The organism is Pontibacillus yanchengensis, from assembly GCF_009856295.1.
Lineage (GTDB): Bacteria > Bacillota > Bacilli > Bacillales > BH030062 > Pontibacillus > Pontibacillus yanchengensis_A.
The window spans coordinates 165,971-190,955 of sequence record NZ_WMEU01000003.1; the positions used below are offsets into that span (position 1 = coordinate 165,971).

The following is a 24,985-nucleotide window of genomic DNA, read 5'->3' on the forward strand; positions in this document are numbered from 1 at the left end:
TGAAACGCCACCCTTAATTACATTTTCATCCATTTCATCAGAATTTGTACTTATTCTAAATTAATTTGAGACGAGGGACCTGTCCCTTTGTCTCATCAAAGAGGAGATGAATCTATGACTAATCAAATAGAAAATCAACAAGAGTATATGGGAATTACGAACATAACAGAGGTTGGGGAAGGGATGAGAGTATGTCTTGACTTCATCGATTACCTAAAACCTAATGAAGGCGTCTATGTAGGGAATACAGGGCATGGATACATAAAAGTATTGTCTGAGAATCGAAGTTCAGAAGGGTATCCGCCACGTGCTTTTCGCATAAATGTTGGTGCTTTTCATCAATATCTTTTTCAAGAGGAGAAGACGTTGTATTTGGATGAAGTGAACCCTGGAGAAAAAGTCTGGTTAACGGATGAAGAAGAGAGTCGGTCTCTTGCGGTTGGGAGAGTGAAAATCGAAAAGCGGCCTTTTGTAAGAGTGGAGTGTAAAATGGATCAAGGATCTATATCTGCAACGTTACAATACTCACCTAGTGTCCACTTGCTAGAGAAAACAAAAGGCGAAACGTCGGTGTTGAACCTTAAAGTAGGTGATCAGGTGTTGTGCCTACAGGATAAACCAGGGAGGCACTTGGGAGAGCAGGTGGATGAAGAGATTATCGAGAAATAGTTGGGACGCGGGGGCGTTCCTTTTATCGGTGAGACGGAGGGACAGGTCCCTTATTTCAGTAGCATAAGTTGCGAAAAAAGCAAAGAGGGCAATCCCCTCCATGTAGAAGCACGACAGCCATTTGTAACTCTTGATGAGAGCTAATTTGGGATGAGGGACCTGTCCCCTCGTCCCATGAAAAAACCGTGTCCAATGAAATGGACACGGTTTTTTTCTGATTATAATTCTCCGCTTAATTCTACTAATATTTTTGCTTGCGATTTATCGTTACTTAGAGCTTCAAACCCTTTTTCTACGATGTCATCGAGTTGAATTTTATCTGTAATCATTTCTTGAGGTTTCAATTGACCTGTTCCCATTAAATCTACTGTTTGTTGGAAAGAGGATGGAGAATAGGCGATGGTTGAGGTTATTTTAACTCCTCCTCCAGTAAGTTGCATAGGGTTCCAGTCTATAGATCCTGCAAAGATAGACACGATAACCATTGTACCTCTGGCTTTGGTCGCTTCAATGGATTGCTTGAATGTAGGTTCTACACCGGCAACTTCGAAAGAAATGTCTACTCCATCTTTTTCTAACTCTTTGATCGCTTCTACTGGGTTTACTTCACCTGAATTAATAATATCCGTTGCGCCCATTTCTTTAGCTTTTTGTAAGCGTGTTTCAGAAAGGTCTAGAGCTATGATGCGACTAGCACCAGCAGCTTTTGCGGCAACAATCGTAACTAATCCAATTGGCCCAGTTCCAAAAACAGCAACCGTGTCACCGAATTGAATGTTTGATTCCTTTACTGCTTGTACTGCTACAGCCATCGGTTCTACCAAAGCTCCATCTTGAAGGGATAAGGGTTCTGGCAAGATATAAATATTCTCCTCCGGTACATTGGCAAAACTGGTGAAACCACCGTTCCCATGCAGTCCAATGAAGCTAAAACCATCATAAATATCTACATCTTCATGTTTATTACCATGGGTTAGTGTTGGGTTAACAGAAACCCTATCACCTGGTTTGATTCCCTTTACTTGGGAGCCTACTTGTTCAACAATTCCAGCAAATTCATGGCCCATGGTTAGCGGTGTTTGCTGACCTGTTAACTCATCTTTTTGTTGACTCGGCATAAAAACCGGACCTTCTTCATACTCGTGCAAATCACTTCCGCATATGCCTGCCCAAGCAACTCTAACTTGAACTTCGTTTTCTTTTAACGGAGATACTTCAACTTCTTCTACTCGTAAGTCTTTTTGTCCATACCATACTGCAGCTTTCATTGTGAATCCTCCTTGAATGATTTAGAAGTGATGTACTAATAGGAATTTATTATTACTCTAATTGAATTGTAACATTCATAATAAGGGTGAATTGTTACTATTTTATGAAGTATTATATTGGGATAAATGAAACGGTAGTAGTGAGATGCTTGGGGATGAGATGCGGGGACAGGTCCCTCATCTCAATTTGGAACGAAGGGACAGGTCCCTCATCTCAAATAGTGCTCTCAAAGCGATGACAGGTTGCTGGTCCCGCCAAAGCCTCCGCGCACCCTTCGACATAAAAAACCCCCTTAAGAGCACCATGTTCTTAAGGGGAGAGAAGTGGGACGAGGAACCTGTCCCCGCATCTCACTCTTTTATCCTGCTTCGGAAGTTTCTTCTTCGCTTTTGCCGCGTAGTTTCCAGCCGATGGTGAATAGGGCGGCTAGGACAACGAAGGTTAGGATGATAAAGATAATGTTTGATTGAGCCAGGCTGATCAGGTTACCAAGGATGATGCCGACAACACCGAAGTCTGCGTCGCCGAATGTGGTTCCTTCAAATCCTAGGGAGCCTAGTACTGGTAGCAGTAGGGCTGGTAGGAAGCTGATCATGACGCCGTTGGCCATACTGCCAAAGATTGCGCCTTTTCTTCCGCCTGTCGCATTACCAAATACTCCGGCTGCCGCTCCGGTGAAGAAGTGTGGAACGAGTCCTGGTACGATGACTTTCAAGCCGAATATTGGTAGTAGGAACATGCTGAGTAGTCCTGCTACGAAGCTTAGGATGAAACCGATGATTACGGCGTTACCAGCGAATGGGAATACGGCTGGAGCATCAAGTGCTGGCTTGGCGTTTGGTACGATTTTTTCTGCGATACCTTTGAAGGCCGGTACGATTTCACCTAGTAGCATGCGTACACCGGATAGGATGATATACACGCCTGCTGCGAATGTTAGGCCTTGCATGAATGCGAAGACGAGGAAGTTTTGTCCTCCACTTAGTTCGCTTTGGATAAAGCTTGGGCCTGCGAATAAGGCTACGACGAAGAATAGGATGACCATCGTTAGGGATACGGAAACGGATGTGTCACGCAAGAATCCTAGTGACTTCGGTACGTTGATCTCTTCTGTGGAACGAGAGTTTTTGCCGACTTTTTTACCTATGAATGCGGATACAAAGTAACCCGTAGAACCGAAGTGACCAACTGCGAAATCATCAGAGCCTGTGATTTGGCGGGTGTAAGGTTGTAGTAGGGCTGGGAATAGTACCATCAAGGATCCTAAAATGATTGATCCGATGATAACCATTGGTACGCCTTTTAAGCCACCAGTTGTTAAAATAACGGCGATCATACATGCCATGAACATGGTGTGGTGACCAGTTAAGAAGATATATTTAAAAGGGCTAATGCGGGCGATGATGATGTTGGCGACCATACCAAACAGCATGATCATCGCGGTTTCGGTACCAAAGCTTTCCTGAGCGAGGGCAACGATGGCCTCGTTGTTTGGAATGACGCCATCGACGCTAAACGCTTTGTTAAACATGTCGCTGAATTTGCCTAGTGATTGAACAAGAACGTTGGCTCCTGCGCCTAAGATGACGAAGCCCATAACGGTTTTCAGTGTTCCGGAAACCGTATCGGCAACGTTTTTCTTTTGTGCAAGTAGACCGATGAGTGCAAAAAGTCCGACCAGAATCGCAGGGGTGCCAAGTATGTCGTTCATGATAAGATTGACCATGTTCTCATCCTTTCTATGGTGGTTGGTGTGCTTGTTTTACAGGTTGTTTTCTAGTGCTTCGCGTAGTTCTTTCTTATCCATTAGATTGTTCAGTTTGGCGATGTTCTTTTTGCCATCATCAATGTTTCCAATGATCTCTTCAGAGCCGATATACAGGTCAGCGTGTTCTGTTTTCGCAGAAGTTAGGTCTGTGTGGGATACGTCTGCTTCTTTTCCAAGGTCCTTCAGAATGCTATTTACATTCATCTCCACAATCATGCTGCTTCCTAGTCCGTTTCCGCATACTACTAAAATTTTTGTCATAATAAATTCCTCCTAATGGGTTGAGTATTGTTTTACTAAATTAATGACTTCCTCGGAGTCATTTGTTTGAATCAAGTGCTCGAGGTTTTCTGGTTCTGACAACATTGTCGTTAGCTGGGACAATGCTTGCAGGTGGGTTTCGTTATCAATCGCAGCCAATACGATAATCAGGTTGGCGCGATGCTTTTCTTGTTCTGAAAAATGGACGGGTTCTTGCACGCGTAGAAAACTCATGCCTAGCTTTTCTACACCAGCTTCAGGTCGAGCGTGCGGGATTGCGATTTGTGGTGCAATCACGATATATGGGCCATGTTCGTACACGTTGTCAATCATCGCCTGCACGTAATCCTCGGTTATTTTTCCTGAATGAATCAGTGGTTGTGAAGCCTGGCGTATCGCCTGTTCCCAGTCCGTAATGGATTGTTCAAATTGAATCGTATCTTCGGTGAGCAATTCATCCAGCATAGGGCTAATATTCTCCTTTTCCTTCAAAGTATGAGTAACCTGATATTTATCTAATTCGTTCCGTAGCGCTTGTTCGTCATGGACGGTTGCGTATTGTTGGATCATGTTGATAAGCTCATCCGTATTGGACGTTTCCTGTTGTTTTGGGGTTAAAATACTGTCCAATTGGTTGATGACAAACCGTTTATCCACGTCGGTCAAAAGAGCGGGTACGTTAATGACCGGTGTTTCATTTTGTTTAATATAATTGGTTGCAAAAATTACGTCAGCATTGTGCGTCGTTTCCTTGAATTCGCGATAGGACATCGTTTTCGTTATCTCCAGGTCATGCAATAGCGACTCCAGCTGGGAGCGAAGCATGTTGGATGTGCCGACACCGCTCTCACAAACAATGATGGCTCGGTATTTTGGATTAAGCGATTGTTCTTGCTTGCGTAGCCAACCGCCGAAATGGATTGCAATAAAAGCGACTTCTTCATCAGGTAACGAACGACCAATGAGTGTTTCAAGGTGCACCATGGATTTTTTCGTAAGTTGAAAGACTTCCTGATAATGTTCTTTGATATAGTCGAGCAGATCATTTTGAATTGTTACTCCATATTTCAAACGGTAGTAGGTCGGCTTAATGTGCGTTAAAAGATTTTCTTCTAGCTGGTCTCGGTCATCAAACAGAATGCACGAATAGATTTGAAAGTCATCTATGATCTTATTGATCGCTTCGCGTAACTGCGAAATCTCATTGGTTGGTGCAGTGGAAAAATCATCGTATTCCACCTTCGAGCTTAAAATCTGCAACGTTACATAGCGTTGTTCATCATTTGATAGTGTAGGATAATCGGCGTTTTCTAGCTGCTGATTGAGTTCGCATATTGCCTCGAAAGCATTGGTTTGCTGGATGATATCCTGCTGAGTCAAGTCCATTTCAATGTGTTGCTTCGTTGGTTGTTCGGTTAGGATGAGGGCGATTTGATAGGCTAAATGCTCCATCGTTTCATCCGTAAACACCAATCCTAGTGATTGTTCTGTTTGATAAAGTTGTTCTTTTATAAATGGAAGCAGTTCGTCGGTTTGAGGAGCTTGCTGCTGAACCATTTCCTCGAAAACGTTCCGTACCTGGACCCATTGTTCATTGGAAAGGATGGAACTGAGTACGCCGGATAATGCATTTTGTCGATCAAATTCAGAACCTGCTAACGCGTAGCCGGTCTTTTTTTGATAGTGAAGAGACAGGTCATATTGAGCTAGCGTCTCTTCAATCTGCTTTAAATCGTGTACAATGGTGCTCCGACTCATCTGCGTCCAATCCATGAAGTGTTTCATCGTTGATTTCTCGTAATGGGTCAACACATGCAAGATAAGGAGAATTTCCCGTTCTTCCTGCGAAAACTTATACTGCCACGATTCATTGATAATGAATTCTTCCGGCAAAGCCTCTCTTGTGGAAGTAGGTAGGAAAAATCCAACCCCACGCTCTCGAGTAATCGGCTCATAATGAGCATCCTCTAACCAATCATTAATATGCTCCACATCGTAGTACACGGTACGCTGCGATACCCCCATCTTCGAGGTGAACCACTCAACCGATACAGGCTGCTGCGCCTCATGCAACTGCGACAAAATATACGTTCTTCGGTGATCTAATGTCATATTATCTAATCCCTCCATCTCCGGATGATGAAGTTTGCAAAATTACTTTTTTCTCTGCAATGATCATTGCTTAATTCATAGTGTAATACGTTTCTGGAGGAGATGGAAGGGTTTGCAGTATGTAAAGATTGTCAGTTTGTTGTTTGCAAAATTACACAGGAGTGATTGATGGGATGAGGGGACAGGTCCCCCGTCCCACTTTTGCCTGGTACATCCCGGGAGAGAGGGGCATGGGATGAGGGACCTGTCCCCTCATCCCAAATATTGTCGAATAGTAGCAGGGTTTGGAGGAAATGTGTGGAATAGTAATAGGATGTATCACTTTCCCCCTTCTTCATCCTTTTAGTTGATACCCTCTTATGTTATAAGTCCCCTTTGCGTAATCCTTTCCTGATCTAGTTTTTTCCCTGACTGAAGCTATTTTTCGTAGACATTTTAATCAAACGAGGTGATTCATGTTTGCCTAGAAAACCAAGAAAGAGAAGCCGTAATGGTGTGTATCATGTCATGTTGAGAGGGAATAACAAGCAAACGATCTTTGAAGATGATGTGGATAAGAAGAAGTTTTTAGAGATTGTGAAGAAGTACAAGCGAGTCTGTGGTTTTGAGTTATACGCTTATTGTTTGATGGATAACCATGTTCATTTGCTTCTGATGGAGAAAGAGGAGACTGTTTCGAAGGTGATGAAGCGGATTAGTTCTAGTTTCGTGTACTGGTACAATATGAAATATGAGCGGATAGGTCATTTATTTCAAGAGCGTTTTCGAAGTGAGAACGTAGAAGACATTAGGTATTTTAAAACAGTACTACGGTATATTCACCAGAATCCATTGAATGCGGGTTTGGTTACCAATGTTTGGAATAGTGAATGGACTAGTCTTCATGAATATCTTCATAGGTGGTATATGGTGGATGTCGATCGTGGTTTGGAATTGTTTTCGCATGACCGAGAAACGGCTATTCGGGCATATATCGATTACATGAAGGAAACTAATGAAGATGAATGCCTGGAATATGTGGACCGAGGACGGGTTCCTGATGAAAAAGTTAAGAAGTATCTTAGGTCAATTGGGATTACAAACGCTACGACGGTTCAACAGATGCCAAAAACCGAAAGGGATGCGTTGTTAGCTTTACTTAAAGAGAGGAAAGGTCTATCCGTTAGTCAGATTTCTAGAATAGTAGGTGTATCCAGAAGTGTGGTAGGCCGGGCGAGGTGAGTGGGATGGGGGGGACAGGTCCCTCATCCCACTCAACATAAGGATTTAGAATTTTTTGATTTTTTCAAAATTAATATTGAATTTATAGTTAGGCGTATGTATAATACTAAATATAAGAAAACGTTTTCACATAAAAATTTGGTTTGAAAGGGCTTACATACACCCAGAAAGCGTCTACACCTCTATCCTTTCATCTAAATTCCAATAATGTGGTCTTGGAATTTTCAAATCATATGGAAACGTTTTTATGAAATGGCTCTTTTCTCTTATTAGGGTTAAGAATAAAAACTAGAAAGGAGGTTACTGAAAGGAAGTTCCATAAAAAAATAGGAGGGGATGAAAAAACAATGGGGAAAAATAAGAGTTTTATAGTGGCGATGATACCCGCCGGTATAGCCCTTAACTGGGTTGCTAACTCGATTGTGGAGATGCTGAAACTACCATTATTCCTTAACAACATTGGTACAGTGTTAAATGCGATTGTGATCGGTCCAGTATGGGGCGCGGTTACTGCCTTGATGACAAACGTAATTCTTGCTCTTATTGTTCGGTGGACGTATATTCCTTTTGCTTTAGTCGGGATGGTAGTCGCCTTTTTGGCTTATTTCTTCTTCAAAAAAGGATGGTACCAGAAAGGTTGGAAGGTTATTGTATCAGGAGCCGTAACGGGGGTAGTCGCCTCGGCCATAGCTACAGTGATTTCGGTATATGTATTTGGAGGATTCTCCGGTCATACTGTAGATGTATTAACGGCAGGGTTGATTGCTTCTGGACAAGAAATCTTTAATGCTGCGTTTATTGCTAATATGCCTGGAACGATGGCTGATAAGATTCTAACATTCTGGATTGTGTGGATGATTCTGAAGATGTTCCCTGTTCGTTACTTACCAAATGCGAAAGAGATTAAAAATAAGATTGGGACGACTAAGAAGAAGAGTGATGATAAGAAAATCTCAGCTTAGTACGATAATGTGAGAGGGGGGAGTCCTCTAAAACTCATTCGTACTAACTTTTTAGAAAAAAAGAACATCAAATCAACTACTCGTACTGTGTACGACACATAGTTGATTGATGTCCCTACCGTAAATTCCATCATATATAAGATGGAACGAAAAATCAAGTGAAATGCCTGTGTAGGTCAGGGTGCATGCTCTGATCTACCCATCAAAACATCATAGCTCATTAAAGGAGGAGAATGGATGAAGTTTATTCAGTTTACAGTCGATCATGATTCTTCTGTGAAGAAAGGAATCATTTCGTCTGAAGGGATAAAGGAGATTAGCGGAAATATTTTCACCTCTTGGGACTATACGGGGGATATATTCAAAGAGAATCAAATAAAGGTCACGTCTCCCTTGGAGCCAAATCAAGTTATTGGAATTGGGGCAAATTTTGTAAAAGAACCAGAGGATCTTCCTGCTCCTCCTGAAATGCCTGTATTCTTCTTTAAACCTACTTCCTCAGTCATTGGACCTAATGAAGACATCGTTATTCCTGAGGACTTAGATTCTGTGAAATTCGAGTCAGAAATAGCTGTGGTTATTGGGAAGGATGCGAAAAACATCCAGGAAGATGAAGTTGCAGATTATATATTTGGCTATACCATCGGAAATGATGTGACAGCGCCACAATACTTCCATAGTGATGGTCATTGGATGCTTGGTAAGGCTTTTGACACCTTTACTCCCCTTGGCCCTGCAATTGAAACGGACTTTGATTTAGCCAAGACGCGCATCAAAGCTTATCACAATGAAGAAAAGAAACAAGATAGTAACGTTGATGTAATGATTGTATCTATTAACAAAATGATTTCTTATCTAAGCCGTGTTCTCACATTGAAAGCGGGAGATGTCATACTGACTGGTAGTCCAGTTGGAGCTGAATTTCTTCAGGAGGAAGATACAATCGAATGTGAGGTAGAGGGGGTTGGTAGATTACGTAATCAAGTAGTGAAGGAAAGGAAGAAAGTAAGCTTATAATCGTTGAAATCTTCCCTACGGCTACATTCCATTAAATAGAAGTTAGAGGATATCTTGTATTGACATGAAATGTCGGAATATTCCTTCGATTCCGTTGTGTATGTGAAAGTCTAGGAGTATAATGAAGGCAAGAGTAAATTGGGAAAGTTTTCTATGCAAATATTTTTTTCTGAACATAAGAAAACGTTTCCACACTAATAGTAGGAGTGGGGAAGATGGCAACGATTAAAGACGTAGCGAAAACAGCAAATGTTTCCATATCAACGGTATCCCGTGTATTAAATAATAGTGGCTATACAAGTCAGGAAACAAAAGATCGAGTCTATCAAGCTGTTGAAAAATTAAAGTATCAAAAGAATATGGTAGCTGCTGCCATGATTAATAAGCACACTGCAACCTTAGGATTAATTATCCCTGATATTAAAAACATTTTCTATGGAGATTTAACAAGATCGGTAGAAGATACAGCTCATAAGTATGGATATAACGTGATTCTTTGTAATACTGATAATGATTTAAACAAAGAACGAGAGTATGTGGAATTCCTCATCCAAAAAGGAGTAGATGGCATTATATTCTCTACTCCGGAAGTAGAGGACAGAAATATTAAGGAACTAGTAAAAGCGAAACCCGAATTACCAGTCATAGTGTTAGGAAGTGAAGTCTCTGGTGTGAAAGTGGATGAAGTATTGGTTAACAATTTCCAGGGTGCTTATATGGCGACAGAACATCTTATTGAGTTAGGGCACGAAAACATTGGTTATATTAGCGGTCAGCCCCAATCTTATTCCACAAGTGAACGCCAGCAAGGCTATGAGTCAGCGTTACGGGACTTTGGTATAGAACCAAAACCTCACTACGTGATGAAAGATGAGTTTAAAGTGGAAAGCGGTTATCAACAAGGGAAAGAAATGCTGGCACGAGAAGATCGCCCTACAGCCATTTTTGCAGGAAACGATGCGATTGGTGTCGGTGTTTATCAGGCTGCTCGAGAGCTTGAACTACGTATTCCAGAAGATGTGTCTGTCGTTGGATTTGATGATTCCCAGTATGCAGAGATTGTCTATCCGACGTTAACAACGGTCCGCACTCCTATCGTGCAAATGGGAGATAAAGCTGTACAATTGGCTGTTCAGCTATCGGAAGATGAACGAAACTTCAAAGAGACCATTACGTTCGAACCAACTCTTACGGAACGTAATTCTACGAGAGCACTAAAGGAAAACGTTTTTCGAAAAGTAAATTAAAATGTAAAGGAGGAATATCACATGAACAGTCTCTATATTCCAAAGGATAGCTTGCTTCATAACCTTGACCCTCGTACGAAAATGATTTTTGTTGCATTTGTCGTTATCAGTTCCTTCCTGCTAAATGATCCAGCGCTTCAGCTCATATTACTAGTTGCTTTGTTACCGCTTGTTGTAGCATCGAAACTAGTGAAGCCTTATTTGATTTCCATACAGTTTCTCATTTTATTTGCCGTGTTGATTATGACGGTTCATGGTATTTACAACCCAGTTGGTACCACTCCCATTTTCGAAATCTTTGGTGGGCTAACATTTAAGTATGAATCCATGGTATTTGCCTCTGTAATGTCCTTCCGCATTTTGGTTATTGGAACTGCCGCTGTTTTATTCGTCATGACCACTCACCCTTCAGATATGGCGGCGGCCTTAGTGAAGTGGAAAGTCCCTCATTCGTTTGCGTTTATTTTGCTATCAACATTTCAGATCATCCCAATCATTGCTCGTGAAGCAAAGATTGTCATGGAGGCGCAACAAGCAAGGTGCTTGGATGTAAAGGGAAGCATCATACAACGAGTGAAGAATCTAGTTCCTATGTTCGCCCCTTTATTTATCATCACATTTATGAAAGTACATCAATTATCTTACGTCTTAGAATGTAGAGCCTTTAGCAGAAAAGGAACCAAAACGAGCTTGCGTGAAACTAGGATTACATCAATCGATTATGTGTTCCTTCTATCCATGTTACTCGTATTGCTATTTGAACTTTACATGAAGCTATTCATGATGGGGTCCATCCAATTCACAAACAACGCGTTACTAATTTATTCCCTCATCGGGACATGGGTGATCTTTAGCTTCTTATTAATTAAATTCTTATACAAGCACTTTCAAGGAATGATAGGAGGAGGTTTTCAATCGTGACAAAGGAAGCAGTTAGAGTAAAAGAATTAGCTTTTCAATATCCAGACACAGAAGAAAAGACATTAAAGGATATCAATTTCACATTACGATACGGAGAGATTCTGGGTGTTGTAGGCCCGACTGGTGCCGGAAAGTCTACTTTAGCGATGTGTTTAAATGGATTAATTCCTGAAGTCATCGAGGGGGAGCTAGAAGGTGAGGTTTATATTAAGGAAGAAAATATTCAGGACTTCTCGGTTGCCGATGTATCTGAATATGTAGGGTTTGTGTTTCAGGAACCGGAAAATCAGTTAAGTCAAATGACAATCGAAGAGGAAATTGCGTTTGGTATGGGAAATCTGGGAGTTTCCCGTTCAGAAATGGAAGTGAGAATCAAAGATGCGCTTGCTCAGGTAGGGTTGACCGGCTATGAGAAACGAAGCCCGCTTGCCTTATCGGGGGGGCAACAACAGCGACTAGCTATTGCCTCCGTTCTTGCGATGAGACCTTCGATTATGATTATGGATGAGCCTACCTCAATGCTGGATCCAAAAGGGAAGAACGAAGTCTATGATGTTCTTCAAAATCTTAAAGGCTATGATATGACAGGGATTATTATCGACCATGAAGTAGAGCGGATTGCTACTTATTGTGACAAAATTCTGGTGTTAAATGAGGGAGAAGTTCAAGCGTTTGGTACGCCAGAGGAAGTGTTCACGCAGATTGAATTGCTTCATCAGTTTCAGTTGAATGCTCCTCAAGTAACCGAATTTCTATATCGATACAATCAAGAATATCAACAAGATGTAAAGCTTTCGACTACTGTAAAAGAAGCAGTCGCAACTTTTGAAAGCGAATACACAGGAAAAGTGTAACTCTTAAGGAGGTGGCTAGAGTGGAATCCTATATTTCAATCAACAATGTGTCCCATGTTTACTCAAATGGAGTGAAAGCCATTACAGATATCAACCTTGATATCTATGAAGGTGAAGTTGTAGCTATTCTAGGTAGTAACGGTTCTGGTAAAACAACACTGGTTAAGCATTTTAATGGGCTATTAAAACCTACAAAAGGTGAGATCCAGGTTGGTGGGTTAAATACGAAAAAAGAAAAGATTTCAAAACTATCAAGCCTCGTAGGATATGTTTTTCAAAATCCTAACCATCAAACCTTTCTATCTACCGTACGCCAAGAATTAGCTTATGGATGCAAGAACCTAAAGATGGATGAAGAGGAAATGGAAGAGCGAGTGAAAAAGGCTGTTGAATTATTTGAGCTACACGATTGCCTTGATGACAACCCATTTGATCTTAACTCAAGTCAGCGAAAGGAAGTAGCCATGGCCTCTATTATGGCTGTATCTCCTAAGGTCATTGTGTTGGATGAACCAACAACAGGACAGGATCATAAAGGGTGTAAACGAGTTCTCGATCTGGTTCGAATGTTTAAAGCACATGGCCATACCGTGGTATTGATTACACACGATATGAACCTAATTGGTGAACTAAACTGTCGTACCATAGTTATGCACCAAAGCGAGAAAATTGCTGATGATAAGGCAGATCAAGTATTTGCGGATAAAGGCATTATGGAGCTAGCAGGACTGCAACCACCTCAAATCACTACCTTTGCGAGTAAGCTTTCAAGCATTAGGCAAGATCAAACTTATTTGACCATCGATTCGGTTTTGAAAGAAATGGAAGCCAATCAAAAGGAGGATGTAACAATTGGAACAGGATCTTAAGTGGAAATCAAAAGCAAACCGACCAGAAGCAGCTGATCAATCTCAATATCATATTCGTTGCCGTCCTGGTGACGTTTCGAAATATGTGCTACTACCAGGCGACCCAGACAGAGTAGGAAAAATGGCAGATCTTTGGGATACGAAGGAACATATTGCTACGTATCGTGAACATGTTACTTATACAGGAGATGTAGAGGGAGTGAATATCTCGGCTTGTTCTACAGGTGCTGGTGGACCTTCTACGGCCAGTGCATTAGAAGAGCTTGCCGAAATTGGTGCCGACACATTTATCCGCGTAGGTACTTGTGGGGCAATGCAAGAAGACATAGACCCGGGAGATCTGATTATTTGCGCTGGAGCGGTTCGAAGTGATGGAACTTCTGATCAATACGTGGATGATAAATATCCAGCTGTGGCCAATCAAGAAGTTGTCATGGCACTCATAGAAGCAGCAGAGCGGCTGGGTGTGAAATATCACGTCGGTATCGGCTATACGGCAGCATCTTTCTTCTGCGGGCAAGGGAGACCAGGATACAATAACTTTCAACAAAGCTGGATGCAAACCATTATGAGTGATATGCAACGAGCAGGCGTGTTGAATTTCGAAATGGAAGCCGCTACGGTTCTTACACTGAGTAGCTTATTCAGACTACGTGCAGGGGCGATTTTTACAGCAGTGGCCAATCGAGTGAGAGATGAGTTTGAATACAAAGGAGCAGGTGTTGATCAATCGATTGCTGTTGCAACAGAGGCAGTGAAGATATTGAATCATTGGGATGAACTGAAAAAACGTTCAGGTAAACCATATTTTTATCCATCCTTATTGAATAATGAAAAAGAAGTAGTAGGGACAGAAGGAAAAGCAGTTACACCAAATTAACATGTGGGAGGAATGAAGATGAAAGTAGGAATTATTGGAGGTACAGGGTTTTACGATTTAGTTGAGGGGATGGAAGAGATATCCATTCAGAACGAATACGGGGAAGCTGTCGTGTACAAAGGAATTCATGCAGATAAAGAGATCTATTTCTTACCAAGGCATGGAAAACATCACGATAGTCTAGCACATGAAATCAATTATCGCGCTAATATGTTGGCACTAAAGGAACTAGGGATAGACCATGCTATAAGCATGTGTGCGGTAGGTTCGTTAAATCCTGATATCCCAGTCGGAGCTCTTGCCTTGCTTGACCAATTCATGGATGTGACTACCAATCGGACGAATACGTACAGTAAGTATTCTGTGGAGACGACACAACCCTATTGCCCGAATCTTCGTCAGAACTTCCTGGATGCGGCAGAACAATTGGAGCTCAGCTTGACTCCAACAGCTAATTACATTTGTGTGGATGGGCCTCGCTATGAAACAGCCTTAGAAATTAACGTGTACAAAAACTGGGGCATGGATGTTGTCGGCATGACCAATGGAACTGAAGCTGCTCTTGCGAGAGAGCTCGGTATTGCTTATGCAGTTGTGACCATTTCAACTGATCTTGCAGCAGGTACAACAGATGTGCCACCAGATTTAGATACCCATAAAAATGTAGTAAAAGATAATCAACAAACATTGAAAGACCTCTTCCTTAAGACGATTGAATTGATTTCAGAGAACCAACCTTCTATTGCTCATGAAGCGTACAATCGAGCGATTGCTGCACGTCGGGATAAACTAAATAAATTGGCAGAGACTTCAAAGTAGAAGGTTTGTAAAACGTGGCTATTTTAATTAAGAACGCCCACCTCGTTACCATGACCGCCAACCAGGATGTAGTAGAGGGCCATCTTCTTATTGAAGATGGAAAGATTAAGAAGGTATTTTCTTACGATGAGGTTCTTTCAGTAGAAGGGATAGAGGAAGTCATTGATATGGAATGGGGAATTGTTATGCCTGGCATGACAAATGCCCATTATCATTCTTATTCCAATCTATTAAAAGGAACAGAGAATCATTTTCCTCTTGAAATTTGGTCTTTATATACAGTGGCATATGGACATTCTCTTACCGATGAGGATATTTATCTAGCGGTACTACTTGGGGCCGCCGAAATGATTCGCGCAGGTGTGACGGGTTGCCTTGATCATTTTCCGCACCTATCAAAAGTCAACCCAGCTCTGGAAGCTTATGAAAAATCAGGCCTCCAAGTATCCTTTGCACCAATGATGCATGATGTTCCGGATCACCAATTTCTACGTGTTCCTTTACCAAATCATATAAAAGCGAAACTGGAAGAAAATCCTCCGAAAAGTGTCTCAGAAATGAGGGAACTCTATGAATCTCTCCTTTCTACATGGCACAAAAAGCATGAGCGAATACACATCCAGTTAGGACCCAATGCTCCTCAGCGGTGTACATCTGAGATGCTTGCTCTTTGTAGGGAGTTAAGTGCTACTCATGACGTAAAGGTGCATACCCATTTGCTTGAAACCTCTATCCAAAAACAGATGGGAGATCAGGCATTCCCTAGTGGGATTATTGGATTACTGAATGAGGCGGGGTTATTGAATGAACGCCTCTCTGTAGCTCATGCAATATGGATGAATGAGAAGGAAGTCGAGCAAATGCAAGCTCGAGGTGTCAAAATGATTCATAATCCAGCTAGCAACATGATACTAGGAAGTGGAAAAGCTCCCATCATGGAATGGATTACAAAAGGAATGAAGGTTGGGCTTGGGACAGATGCCTCTAATTGTGGAACTTCGCACAACCTTTTTGAAACCATGAGACTAGCAGCGATGCTTCATCGCTTAGATACACCGGATTATACAAAATGGCCTGGGGCGAAAGATGTAATGAAAATGGCTACTGTTGATGGAGCGTCGATTATGGGGGATGACAACCATCGTGGCAAAATCGAAGAAGGATACGATGCTGATCTTGTTTTTCTTACAAAACAAACAACAGCCTGGACCTCTCTTCATAATCTTCACTCCCAACTTGTGTTTCATGAAAATGGCCAATCAATAGAAGCGGTGATGATTAAAGGTGAGTGGGTGTTACGAAATAACAAAATTCTAACGTTTGATGAGCAACAAGTTATGGAGCAAGCCCAGAAACGACATCAACAAATTCTCACAAATAGTAAGGAAGCTTTGGAGTTTGCAGAGGTACTTAAGCCATATTTTGAACAATATTATAACGATTTCAATCTATAGGAGGCTAATACTATGAATCTTCATCTATTAAAAAAAGAACTGGAATATGTTTCTCATAAAGTCTATGAAAAAGGTTATACACAAGCAACTGGTGGAAATATTAGTGTTCGAATTCCTGGTACTGATCATGTTCTGATTAAAAGAAGCGGAGTGAGTTTAGGCGAGGTCAGTCTTGAGGATGCTTTGATTGTGGATATGGATGGAGAAGTCGTTGAAGGGCAAGGAAAGCCTTCCAAAGAAATCGGGTTTCATCTTGGCATCTATAAAGTAAGACCAGATGTAAATGCAGTAGTCCATTGCCACCCTAACTATGCAATTGGTTATGCTTGCTTAGGGATGGAGCTGCCATTACCGACCGTTACGGCGAGAAAGTTATTAGGTCATGTTCCTGTAGCTGATGAGGCTCCTTCAGGATCGCAAGAGCTAGCAAGCTTTGTAACGGATGTCTTTACCAAATACCCAGACATCAGAATCTCACTTATGAAAGATCACGGTGTATGCTCTGTAGGAAAAACGCTAGAAGAAGCGTACAATGTTGTCGATCTTGCAGAAGCAACTGCGAAGCAAGCGTTCATTGTGTCACAACTGAAAGCCACTGTACAAACGCCAGTGACGAATTAACTTCGAATTACTTTTTATTACTGACTAAGGAGAGGTTATATGAGATTAATAGAACAGTTTGTCGAACGTGTGAAAAGTGAACAGCTTGCCTTGCCGATTTGGTTCGAGAATAACGCTTTAAAAGTGTTGGATCAAAAAAAACTTCCATTTCAAGAAGAGGTGTACACTCTATTTACAGTTGAAGATTTGGCTGAGGCGATTAAGGCAATGACGATTCGTGGGTCAGGTGCAATTGGTATTTGTGGAGCATATGGAGTTTTACTAGCTGCTCTCAGGTCACAAGGGGATGCAAAAGAGATCAGAGAAGCAGGTGCCCTCTTGAAAAGCACACGTCCAACCGCTGTTAATTTGATGAAAACTGTGGATGAGATGCTGACTGTTGTCAATGGACCAAGAGATGAGGTTATCTCAAAAATAGAAAAAAAAGCGGTTGAGATTCTGGAGAGGCAATTGGAGTTCGAATATCAGTTAGGAAGGCATGGAGCTTCTCTTATTGAGGATGGTGACACGATTATGACCCATTGTCATTCAGGAGCCTTAGGTGGTTCTGGGTATGGGGGACGTGCATTATCAGTCATAAGAGCAGCTCATGAACAAGGGAAACAGATTCATGTTTATACATGTGAAACGCGTCCTTACCTTCAAGGGGCTAGAATTACAGCCTACGAATTAAAGAAATTTGGTATTCCTTATACGTTAATTACCGATAGCATGTCTGGTTTTTGTATGAGCCAAGGGATGATACAGAAAGTGGTTGTCGGATCTGACCGCGTCTCAGCTAATGGTGACTTAGCCAATAAGATTGGTACTTACATGCATGCGTTAGCCGCACACCAGCACAACATACCTTTCTATACAGCTACTTCAAGTCATACGATTGATTTTGACACAGAAAGCGGGAAGTATATTGAAGTTGAAATGAGGGCAGCTGATGAAGTGACTCATTTTAACAAAAGCGCGATTGCTCCAGAAGGGACGCAGGCGTTATACCCATCGTTCGACATCACTCCTAATGAGTTAATTTCAGGTATTATTACCGAAAAAGGTGTATTTAAAGCGCCATATGAAACCAATTTGAAGGAATTGTTGCAAAAGGAGAGCTTCCTTCAAAAATAACCTATATGGAGGTCTAACATGGTAAGAGAAGCACTCCTTGCCTTGCTTGCTGGAATCGTCATTGGGATTGTTTTTAAACTTATTAAACTACCTCTACCAGCGCCACCCGTTCTAGCGGGGGTGCTGGGGGTAGCTGGTGTCTATGTAGGCGGTAAAATTGTTGAATTAGTAGCGTACCGGCTTTTATAGCAAATAGGTATGATTAGCACATAGATAAATGAAGCGAAGGAGGATAAGCAGTGACGGAATATCGCGCAGTAGGAAACCTAAAGGTGGCAGAGAATCTTTACACATTTATAAATGAACAGGCACTACCAGGCACAGAAGTTTCACAAGAAGTGTTTTGGGAAGGTTTTGAACAACTCATTCATGATTTCAAACCATTAAATAAAGCATTACTAGCGAAGCGGGAAACGATTCAAAATGAACTGGATACATGGCATAAAGATCATCATGAATCTTTTGACTTCGATGAATATAAAGCATTTCTTAAACAGTTACATTACTTAGAACCAGAAGTAGAGGATTTTCAAGTAACGACTAAAAATGTGGATGATGAAATCGCAACGCAATCAGGACCGCAATTGGTGGTACCTGTAGATAACGCTAGATATGCGCTAAATGCAGCGAATGCTCGCTGGGGAAGTCTTTATGATGCATTGTATGGATCTGATATTATCAGTGAAGAGAATGGCTGTGAAAAGGGCGATGCTTACAATCCACTTAGAGGGTACCAGGTGATTGATTATAGTAAGGAGTTGCTCGATCAAGTGGTTCCATTACAAAGTGGATCTCATAAAGACGGAGTAGCTTACCAAGTTAAGGATGAGAATCTAGTCGTTACACTGTCAAATGGAAGTGTGAGAGAACTAAAGGAGCCAGAGAAATTTGTGGGCTATCAAGGTTCCGCTGAAGAACCGACTGCTATATTATTTAATAACAATGGTCTTCATATGGAAATCCAGATTGATAAAACCCATCCAATCGGCCAGTCAGATCAAGCTGGGGTGAAGGATATCCTGATGGAATCTGCTACAACAACAATTATGGATTGTGAAGATTCCGTAGCAGCAGTGGATGCTGAAGACAAGGAGAAGGTTTATAGTAACTTACTAGGATTGATGAAAGGAACGTTATCTGAAACCTTTAACAAGAACGGTAAAACGATTACTAGGAACCTAAATGAAGATCGTGTTTATAAATCTCCAAAAGGGGGAGAGAAAAGGCTTCATGGTCGTTCGCTCCTGTTTATAAGAAACGTAGGCCATCTTATGACCACGGATGCTATTCTAGATGAAGATGGTCAAGAAGTTCCTGAAGGAATTATGGACGGAGTGATTACAGGTCTGATTGGAAAGCATGACGTCCTGCGAAACGGAGGGAAACAAAACTCCTCCAAAGGTTCCATCTATATAGTGAAACCAAAAATGCATGGATCAGAGGAAGTCGCATTTGCTAACTCTCTATTCGATCGAATAGAGGATTTACTTGGGTTGGATCGTCACACCATTAAAATCGGTGTTATGGATGAAGAGCGACGTACTACACTTAATCTGAAGAATTGTATCAGTAAAGTGAAAGAACGAATCGTATTCATTAATACAGGTTTCCTTGATCGTACAGGAGACGAAATCCATACTTCTATGAATGCGGGGGCAATGATACGTAAGGCAAATATGAAGGGCTCCACCTGGTTACAAGCATATGAACAATCAAATGTAACGACAGGTCTTGCCACTGGATTACAGGGGCACGCACAAATTGGAAAAGGGATGTGGTCCATGCCAGACCGTCTGAAGGAGATGATGGACCAAAAAGGTGGCCAATTGCTTGCAGGGGCAAACACAGCTTGGGTACCATCCCCAACAGCTGCTACCTTACATGCCATTCACTATCACACGATTGATGTGAAAGAAGTACAGAAAACATTGGCGACAAATTCTGTAGATCGAACAGATGAAATACTCCAAATTCCTATTACCCAAAGCACTGAGTGGAGTGACGAAGAAATAAAACAAGAACTAGACAACAATGCCCAAGGTATTCTTGGCTATGTGGTTCGCTGGGTTGAACAAGGGATTGGTTGCTCTAAGGTTCCAGACATTAACGATGTCGGGTTAATGGAAGACAGAGCTACTCTTCGGATTTCGAGTCAACATATGGCCAATTGGCTACACCAAGGTGTTGTAACAGAAGAACAAGTGTATGAGACGTTGAAACGAATGGCAAAAGTGGTTGATAAGCAAAACGAGGGAGATCCTGAATATGTTCCAATGTCGGGTGACTACGATCATTCTGTTGCATTCCAAGCAGCATGTGACCTTGTTTTTGAAGGAGTTAACCAGCCTAATGGTTATACGGAACCAATTCTTCACCGCCGTCGAGCTGAAGCAAAAGCAAAAGCGATTTTGAAGCTCTATTAGAGATAATCAAGAATCACTACCTTTTCGAAGGTAGTGGTTCTTTACTTTTATATAGTGGTCTTACAATGGAGTTTTGCTTTATTACATAATTCATGAAATGGGAGGGGATGGAATTGAGTATATTGAAGACCATTTTTCATATTTTGGTGCTAACATTCTACTATTACATCGGTACTTGGGTTCAGGAAGCGACGAACCTATTTATACCAGGAAGCATCATTGGAATGAATCTTCTTCTAATCACACTTTTGATCAATGGTATTAAAGTAAGTTGGATTGACAAAGGGGCTTCTTTGCTAGTGAACCATCTTCCTCTATTGTTTATTCCTGTAACAGTTGGTGTCATTCAATACTTAGATTTATTAGCAGGGAAAGGACTTCTACTGATTTTGATTGTATTTATCAGTACAGGTGTGGTCGCATTTTTTTCAGGAATAACCACACAATTAATGAATCGGAAAAAAGGTGAGCACTATGAATAATGAATTTTTAGCGATTCTGAGTGTTTTGCTTACGTTCCTGGTATATGTGGGATCGACAAAGCTTTATAAGCGCTTTCGCTTTCCATTATTATTGCCGGTCTTCCTCTCTACTATAATTGTTAGTAGTATATTACTAGTGTCAAAGATATCTTATGACACTTATATGGTAGGGGGAGCCTTTATTGACTGGTTTTTAGGGCCTGCTGTTGTGGCCTTAGCCTATCCTCTCTATAAACAAAGGAAGATCCTTTCTAAGCATTTTGTTCCGATTATATCTGGAGTGTTAGTTGGAGCGATCTTCGGGGTAGCATCTGCAGTATTATTATTAAAGTGGGCAAATTTTGAAGAGTTTATAATTTATTCGATTGTTGCTAAAAATTCTACTACTCCTGTCGCAATGGACGTGGCAAAATCTTTAGGAGGTGTACCTTCAATGGCTGCGGTTTTTGTGATTTTCGCTGGCATTTGTGGAGCCTTATTCGGTCCTCACCTTTTCAAATGGACTCGGATCAATCACTTTCTTAGCAAAGGAATTGGCATGGGAAGTGCGTCTCACGCAATCGGAACTTCAAAGGCATTTGAGAATAGCGAAGAAGAAGGGGCTGTGAGTACCGTAGCTATGATTCTTTCAGCTATTATGATCTCTATCATAAGTCCATTTTTGATTCACCTTTTGTTGTGAGGTGGGGGTATGGGACGGGGGGACAGGTCCCTCATCCCAAATGGTACGAGGGACCTGTCCCCCCCGTCCCAAAAATTCTTAACAAACGTGCAACTTTTTTGTTAGGTACCTCATCAGTATAAGTAGGAGTAGTTGGAAAGGGGGCGATGTGTCTTGGAGAATATGATGGAGCGGTTGCGGCAACGGGATGAGGAAGCGCTGCAGTACATAATGAATCGGTATGGGAACGAATTAATTCGAAGCGCTTATCTCATGGTGAAGGATCAGCAATTGGCTGAAGAGATTGTGCAGGATGGTTTTGTGAAAGTGTTTGATAAGATTCACCAGCTTCAGGATGAATCGAAGCTCAAAAGTTGGCTGATGACCATCGTCCTCAATCAGTGTCGATCGAAAATCAGAACGAAGCGGTTTCGGTTTCCGTTTTTGCCGTTTGACCCCAGTGAAAGAGATGTCGAGTCAGGTGAGGATGATTCGCCTGAAGAGCTGGTCGTTCAAATGCAGAAAAGCGAGTCACTTGTGGAGCACATACATAGCCTGGACCACCATTATCGCGAAGTTATCATTCTATTTTATTACCACGATTACTCGCTAGAAAAAATGGTAGAGATCACAAACGTGAAAAAATCCACGATAAAAAGTCGATTGCGCAGAGCGAGGATGCAACTCCGCGATCGGTTAGAGAAAGGGGAGACGATCGATGAAGCGACGTAACGTTCAGCAAAAGGTGGATCAGGAACTGGAGCATGTCACATTCCAATCCCAAGCCCAAGTGCTGGAAAAAGTTAAGCCTTCCACCAAGAAACAGCGGTTACAAGCGTGGTTGAACAAAGAAGTTGAAGTCCCACTCGTCCCAGCCGCAACAGCAAGTCTTTTACTATTTGCTTCGTTGACGTTCCCGCCTTTTTTCTTATCCAATAACCAAGAACACCCCACTGTTCATGACACCGATGAACTGATCGAACGCGGTGGGAGCGTGTACTGGAAAAGCTCTTACATGGAGGTGAAACACGATGCGCGTGAAAATGAAGATTAAGCATTTAATAGCTGTTCTGACTGGCTTTGTTGGGTTAGTAGCGTTATTTATTTTCGTCGTGTCACCTAACGTGTCTAATTCCAATGCTCAACAATCGGAAAAAACGGATCTCCTAGCACAGTTAGAAGATGGCAATTTATCGGATGAAGAACGGTGGAAACGGATTGAAAAAGACATCATAAGCTTGTTTCAAATTAAGCCCTATGATGTGTACAAATCTCCGGGTAGCACAGAATTGACAAGTTCTAGCGAAAACAGGAACGAGGAATGGATTCCGTATATTCGTGAATATATAGAGGAAATTCCAGAACAGAAAAAGCTTCCTCCTCAAAATGGTTACTATAAGGAAGCGGTGGAAAAACTGGCGAAATATTATGAGAAGAAGCAAAACTGGGAAGAGGCCACAAATATTCTGAATCAAGGGATGGACGCGTTACCTGAAGATACAGATGGATACCAGACGTTTAAGGTGCAAAAATTACTTGTGGAATCCTACCAACACCCTGCATCTGCTCTGGAAAAGTTGAACAAGGTAAAGCCGTATGAAGTTAAAGGATACCATTACGCTGAACTTTTAAAACGGCAAACAAAGCTTTTGATGGATGCAGGTCAACTGGATGAGGCTTACGAGAAGTTGACGAAAGGGATGGAATATCTGGAGCGGAATCATGCTGTCCTCAAATCCATCCAGGACCGTCTAGAAGCATGGAAGAACGGTGAAAATCTTGTAACCTATCAAGGGAAACTTCAAACAGAGGAAGGGGAGCCGCTTTCCCACGCAAAAGTTTTTCTCGTAAATCCTGAGAGAAAAGGCAACAGTTTTACGGAAAAACAGTCACCTGGCGCAATCACAGATGAACAAGGTCATTTTAAAATTGAAGCTCTTCCTAAAGGGGACTATCAATTGATGCTGGCAATGACGCTTGAACAAGTGGATGGGTACACATGGCCGGTTGAGTCCGATGAGTGGTTAAACGTGAAATCCGATATGAAAAGGAACATCACGCTACCTTCTCTTATCAAAATTAATTCGCCCATTAATGACCAAACAGTAAAAGGGGACAAGGTGGAGTTTTCATGGGAGCCTGTCGAGCAAGCGGCGTATTATCAGCTCCATTTTGGCATTCAATTTGAAGGCGGAGGCATTACCTCTACTGCATCCGAACACATAGAAAGCAATGCGTTCGAGATGTCGAAGCAAGCATTTTTATTCCAATCATTTGGTACAGTTTGGACCTCCACTGGTGATGGAGAAGGAAAAATCGCTCCAGAAAGTTTACTCGGATTGAGCAACCCAAACGTTGATATGTACTGGTATGTGGATGCTTATAATGAGCAAGGAGAAATCCTCACCAGCAGCAACGGCTTCCGATTATCGAAGGAGCACGCAGCGCAGATTCCTTATTTTCATTATGAAAAGCAAACCCTAAAGGAAGCGGACAACCTTTTATTAGATGGAAAAATGGACGAAGCTTTCGCTGCATATAAACAAAAACTAAAGCAGGATCCGGAAGACCTGCACAGTCAGCGTATGCTCTATGAAATCATCTCTTCCAACCGGGATATGTCTCGGTACGAGCAACTCCAAAAAGCATTGCCGTATCTGAAGGAATTAGCAGAACGCACAGATTTGAAAAACTACTGGCACCAACTCGCCACCCATGCCTATCTGGAAGGAGACTGGGAACGGTATAGGAAGTATGTCGAGAAGCAAGACGAGAGTAGGCACGCGTGGGATGGCTATGATTGGGGCAAATATGCCATCGTTTCGATGAAAATGGGCAACGATGATGAGTCTGAGAACTATTTTCTTAACTCCCTCGAGGAAGACGGAAGCAACCGCTTTTCCTTGAGCTATGCGATGCTAGAGCTTCATAGAACAGGTAATTTTGAAAAAGCGAAGCAGATTGTAGAGAAGTACCCAGAAAGAAGCTTGAGAAGCGTCAACTGGGTACAGCGACTAGAAGGGATTCGAAGCCAGGTTGAGGAATCAGCGGAGACAAAAGAGCTGTTCCAAGAGGGTCTGGATCGCTACACATCAGACGGCCATCACTCCTTTAAACAATGGGTAGATCAACTCGACAACGAACCACTTAGCGAGTTCTTTGATACCCTGGAGTGAGATACGGGGACAGGTTCCTCGTCTCATTTTGGGATGGAGGGACAGGTCCCTCATCCCAAAATGAGTTGAAAGAACGATAAATGAAAATAGGGAGACGAAGAGGTGGTTTGCTAGGATGAAGGTCCACTGACCATAATTGGTTTAGTGGATCTTTTTTGTTTTGGTACCTATCATAGCGGGAAA

General features: G+C 41.9%; 24 protein-coding genes. 20 read left to right on the forward strand and 4 right to left on the reverse strand.

Going from position 1 to position 24,985, the window contains the following annotated elements; genetic code table 11:
• Positions 1–114 precede the first annotated feature (114 nt).
• Complete coding sequence (locus tag GLW08_RS10810; RefSeq protein WP_160848663.1) at positions 115–669, forward strand: 3-dehydroquinate synthase II; 555 nt, start codon at positions 115–117, stop codon at positions 667–669.
• Between the two features lie 218 nt (positions 670–887).
• Here the strand turns inward: GLW08_RS10810 and GLW08_RS10815 are convergent, their stop codons facing one another.
• From GLW08_RS10815 to GLW08_RS10830, 4 genes are all read right to left on the reverse strand, one after another.
• Positions 888–1,937, reverse strand: coding sequence for a 2,3-butanediol dehydrogenase (locus tag GLW08_RS10815; protein ID WP_160848664.1), 1,050 nt, complete (start codon positions 1,935–1,937; stop codon positions 888–890).
• Positions 1,938–2,296: 359 nt separating this feature from the next.
• On the reverse strand, positions 2,297–3,664 hold the full coding sequence (locus GLW08_RS10820; protein ID WP_160848665.1) for a PTS ascorbate transporter subunit IIC: 1,368 nt from the start codon (positions 3,662–3,664) through the stop codon (positions 2,297–2,299).
• 36 nt (positions 3,665–3,700) lie between these two features.
• A complete protein-coding gene (locus GLW08_RS10825; RefSeq protein WP_160848666.1) occupies positions 3,701–3,967 on the reverse strand; it encodes a PTS sugar transporter subunit IIB in 267 nt (88 codons plus the stop codon).
• Positions 3,968–3,979: 12 nt separating this feature from the next.
• A complete protein-coding gene (locus GLW08_RS10830; protein WP_160848667.1) occupies positions 3,980–6,079 on the reverse strand; it encodes a BglG family transcription antiterminator in 2,100 nt (699 codons plus the stop codon).
• 459 nt (positions 6,080–6,538) lie between these two features.
• Here GLW08_RS10830 and GLW08_RS10835 point away from each other — a divergent pair, with 459 nt between their 5' ends.
• From GLW08_RS10835 to GLW08_RS10925, 19 genes are all read left to right on the forward strand, one after another.
• Entirely contained in the window at positions 6,539–7,300 is a 762-nt protein-coding gene (locus GLW08_RS10835) for a transposase (protein ID WP_160848668.1), read from the forward strand.
• Positions 7,301–7,647: 347 nt separating this feature from the next.
• A complete protein-coding gene (locus tag GLW08_RS10840; RefSeq protein ID WP_160848669.1) occupies positions 7,648–8,262 on the forward strand; it encodes an ECF transporter S component in 615 nt (204 codons plus the stop codon).
• Between the two features lie 237 nt (positions 8,263–8,499).
• Positions 8,500–9,279, forward strand: a complete 780-nt coding sequence (locus GLW08_RS10845; RefSeq protein ID WP_160848670.1) for a fumarylacetoacetate hydrolase family protein — start codon at positions 8,500–8,502, stop codon at positions 9,277–9,279.
• Between the two features lie 215 nt (positions 9,280–9,494).
• The gene (locus tag GLW08_RS10850) at positions 9,495–10,526 is read left to right on the forward strand and encodes a LacI family DNA-binding transcriptional regulator (protein ID WP_160848671.1); all 1,032 of its coding nucleotides are present in this window, start codon (positions 9,495–9,497) and stop codon (positions 10,524–10,526) included.
• A gap of 21 nt (positions 10,527–10,547) precedes the next feature.
• Positions 10,548–11,447, forward strand: a complete 900-nt coding sequence (locus GLW08_RS10855; RefSeq protein ID WP_160848672.1) for an energy-coupling factor transporter transmembrane component T family protein — start codon at positions 10,548–10,550, stop codon at positions 11,445–11,447.
• Complete coding sequence (locus GLW08_RS10860) at positions 11,444–12,301, forward strand: ATP-binding cassette domain-containing protein (RefSeq protein ID WP_160848673.1); 858 nt, start codon at positions 11,444–11,446, stop codon at positions 12,299–12,301. Before GLW08_RS10855 ends, GLW08_RS10860 begins: the two co-directional genes overlap by 4 nt.
• Positions 12,302–12,321: 20 nt before the next feature.
• Complete coding sequence (locus GLW08_RS10865; protein WP_160848674.1) at positions 12,322–13,170, forward strand: ATP-binding cassette domain-containing protein; 849 nt, start codon at positions 12,322–12,324, stop codon at positions 13,168–13,170.
• Positions 13,154–14,050 carry a nucleoside phosphorylase gene (locus GLW08_RS10870; protein ID WP_160848675.1) on the forward strand — a complete coding sequence of 299 codons (897 nt, stop codon included), beginning with the start codon at positions 13,154–13,156 and terminating at the stop codon, positions 14,048–14,050. Before GLW08_RS10865 ends, GLW08_RS10870 begins: the two co-directional genes overlap by 17 nt.
• Before the next feature lie 18 nt (positions 14,051–14,068).
• On the forward strand, positions 14,069–14,869 hold the full coding sequence (locus tag GLW08_RS10875; protein ID WP_160848676.1) for an MTAP family purine nucleoside phosphorylase: 801 nt from the start codon (positions 14,069–14,071) through the stop codon (positions 14,867–14,869).
• Between the two features lie 14 nt (positions 14,870–14,883).
• Positions 14,884–16,323: an amidohydrolase family protein gene (locus tag GLW08_RS10880; RefSeq protein ID WP_160848677.1), complete on the forward strand. Its 1,440-nt coding sequence runs from the start codon at positions 14,884–14,886 to the stop codon at positions 16,321–16,323.
• A gap of 12 nt (positions 16,324–16,335) precedes the next feature.
• On the forward strand, positions 16,336–16,944 hold the full coding sequence (locus tag GLW08_RS10885; RefSeq protein WP_160848678.1) for a class II aldolase/adducin family protein: 609 nt from the start codon (positions 16,336–16,338) through the stop codon (positions 16,942–16,944).
• Positions 16,945–16,983: 39 nt separating this feature from the next.
• Positions 16,984–18,060: an S-methyl-5-thioribose-1-phosphate isomerase gene (gene mtnA / locus GLW08_RS10890; RefSeq protein ID WP_160848679.1), complete on the forward strand. Its 1,077-nt coding sequence runs from the start codon at positions 16,984–16,986 to the stop codon at positions 18,058–18,060.
• Positions 18,061–18,078: 18 nt separating this feature from the next.
• Positions 18,079–18,249, forward strand: coding sequence for a DUF1427 family protein (locus GLW08_RS10895; protein WP_160848680.1), 171 nt, complete (start codon positions 18,079–18,081; stop codon positions 18,247–18,249).
• A gap of 50 nt (positions 18,250–18,299) precedes the next feature.
• The gene (locus GLW08_RS10900; RefSeq protein WP_160848681.1) at positions 18,300–20,483 is read left to right on the forward strand and encodes a malate synthase G; all 2,184 of its coding nucleotides are present in this window, start codon (positions 18,300–18,302) and stop codon (positions 20,481–20,483) included.
• A 113-nt stretch (positions 20,484–20,596) separates the two neighbouring features.
• On the forward strand, positions 20,597–20,965 hold the full coding sequence (locus GLW08_RS10905) for a CidA/LrgA family protein (RefSeq protein ID WP_237458406.1): 369 nt from the start codon (positions 20,597–20,599) through the stop codon (positions 20,963–20,965).
• Complete coding sequence (locus tag GLW08_RS10910; protein WP_160848683.1) at positions 20,958–21,647, forward strand: LrgB family protein; 690 nt, start codon at positions 20,958–20,960, stop codon at positions 21,645–21,647. The genes GLW08_RS10905 and GLW08_RS10910 overlap by 8 nt, the downstream gene beginning before the upstream one ends.
• 162 nt (positions 21,648–21,809) lie before the next feature.
• Entirely contained in the window at positions 21,810–22,358 is a 549-nt protein-coding gene (locus GLW08_RS10915; protein ID WP_237458429.1) for an RNA polymerase sigma factor, read from the forward strand.
• On the forward strand, positions 22,345–22,680 hold the full coding sequence (locus GLW08_RS10920) for a hypothetical protein (RefSeq protein WP_160848685.1): 336 nt from the start codon (positions 22,345–22,347) through the stop codon (positions 22,678–22,680). Before GLW08_RS10915 ends, GLW08_RS10920 begins: the two co-directional genes overlap by 14 nt.
• The gene (locus GLW08_RS10925; RefSeq protein WP_160848686.1) at positions 22,658–24,802 is read left to right on the forward strand and encodes a carboxypeptidase-like regulatory domain-containing protein; all 2,145 of its coding nucleotides are present in this window, start codon (positions 22,658–22,660) and stop codon (positions 24,800–24,802) included. The genes GLW08_RS10920 and GLW08_RS10925 overlap by 23 nt, the downstream gene beginning before the upstream one ends.
• Positions 24,803–24,985 lie beyond the last annotated feature (183 nt).

Bases quoted from the DNA above. Each gene is read 5' to 3' on its own strand.
- GLW08_RS10810 (WP_160848663.1), top strand. From the start codon at position 115: ATGACTAATCAAATAGAAAATCAACAAGAGTATATGGGAATTACGAAC.
- GLW08_RS10815 (WP_160848664.1), bottom strand. From the start codon at position 1,937: ATGAAAGCTGCAGTATGGTATGGACAAAAAGACTTACGAGTAGAAGAA.
- GLW08_RS10820 (WP_160848665.1), bottom strand. From the start codon at position 3,664: ATGGTCAATCTTATCATGAACGACATACTTGGCACCCCTGCGATTCTG.
- GLW08_RS10825 (WP_160848666.1), bottom strand. From the start codon at position 3,967: ATGACAAAAATTTTAGTAGTATGCGGAAACGGACTAGGAAGCAGCATG.
- GLW08_RS10830 (WP_160848667.1), bottom strand. From the start codon at position 6,079: ATGACATTAGATCACCGAAGAACGTATATTTTGTCGCAGTTGCATGAG.
- GLW08_RS10840 (WP_160848669.1), top strand. From the start codon at position 7,648: ATGGGGAAAAATAAGAGTTTTATAGTGGCGATGATACCCGCCGGTATA.
- GLW08_RS10845 (WP_160848670.1), top strand. From the start codon at position 8,500: ATGAAGTTTATTCAGTTTACAGTCGATCATGATTCTTCTGTGAAGAAA.
- GLW08_RS10850 (WP_160848671.1), top strand. From the start codon at position 9,495: ATGGCAACGATTAAAGACGTAGCGAAAACAGCAAATGTTTCCATATCA.
- GLW08_RS10855 (WP_160848672.1), top strand. From the start codon at position 10,548: ATGAACAGTCTCTATATTCCAAAGGATAGCTTGCTTCATAACCTTGAC.
- GLW08_RS10875 (WP_160848676.1), top strand. From the start codon at position 14,069: ATGAAAGTAGGAATTATTGGAGGTACAGGGTTTTACGATTTAGTTGAG.
- GLW08_RS10885 (WP_160848678.1), top strand. From the start codon at position 16,336: ATGAATCTTCATCTATTAAAAAAAGAACTGGAATATGTTTCTCATAAA.
- mtnA (WP_160848679.1), top strand. From the start codon at position 16,984: ATGAGATTAATAGAACAGTTTGTCGAACGTGTGAAAAGTGAACAGCTT.
- GLW08_RS10895 (WP_160848680.1), top strand. From the start codon at position 18,079: ATGGTAAGAGAAGCACTCCTTGCCTTGCTTGCTGGAATCGTCATTGGG.
- GLW08_RS10910 (WP_160848683.1), top strand. From the start codon at position 20,958: ATGAATAATGAATTTTTAGCGATTCTGAGTGTTTTGCTTACGTTCCTG.
- GLW08_RS10915 (WP_237458429.1), top strand. From the start codon at position 21,810: ATGATGGAGCGGTTGCGGCAACGGGATGAGGAAGCGCTGCAGTACATA.
- GLW08_RS10920 (WP_160848685.1), top strand. From the start codon at position 22,345: ATGAAGCGACGTAACGTTCAGCAAAAGGTGGATCAGGAACTGGAGCAT.
- GLW08_RS10925 (WP_160848686.1), top strand. From the start codon at position 22,658: ATGCGCGTGAAAATGAAGATTAAGCATTTAATAGCTGTTCTGACTGGC.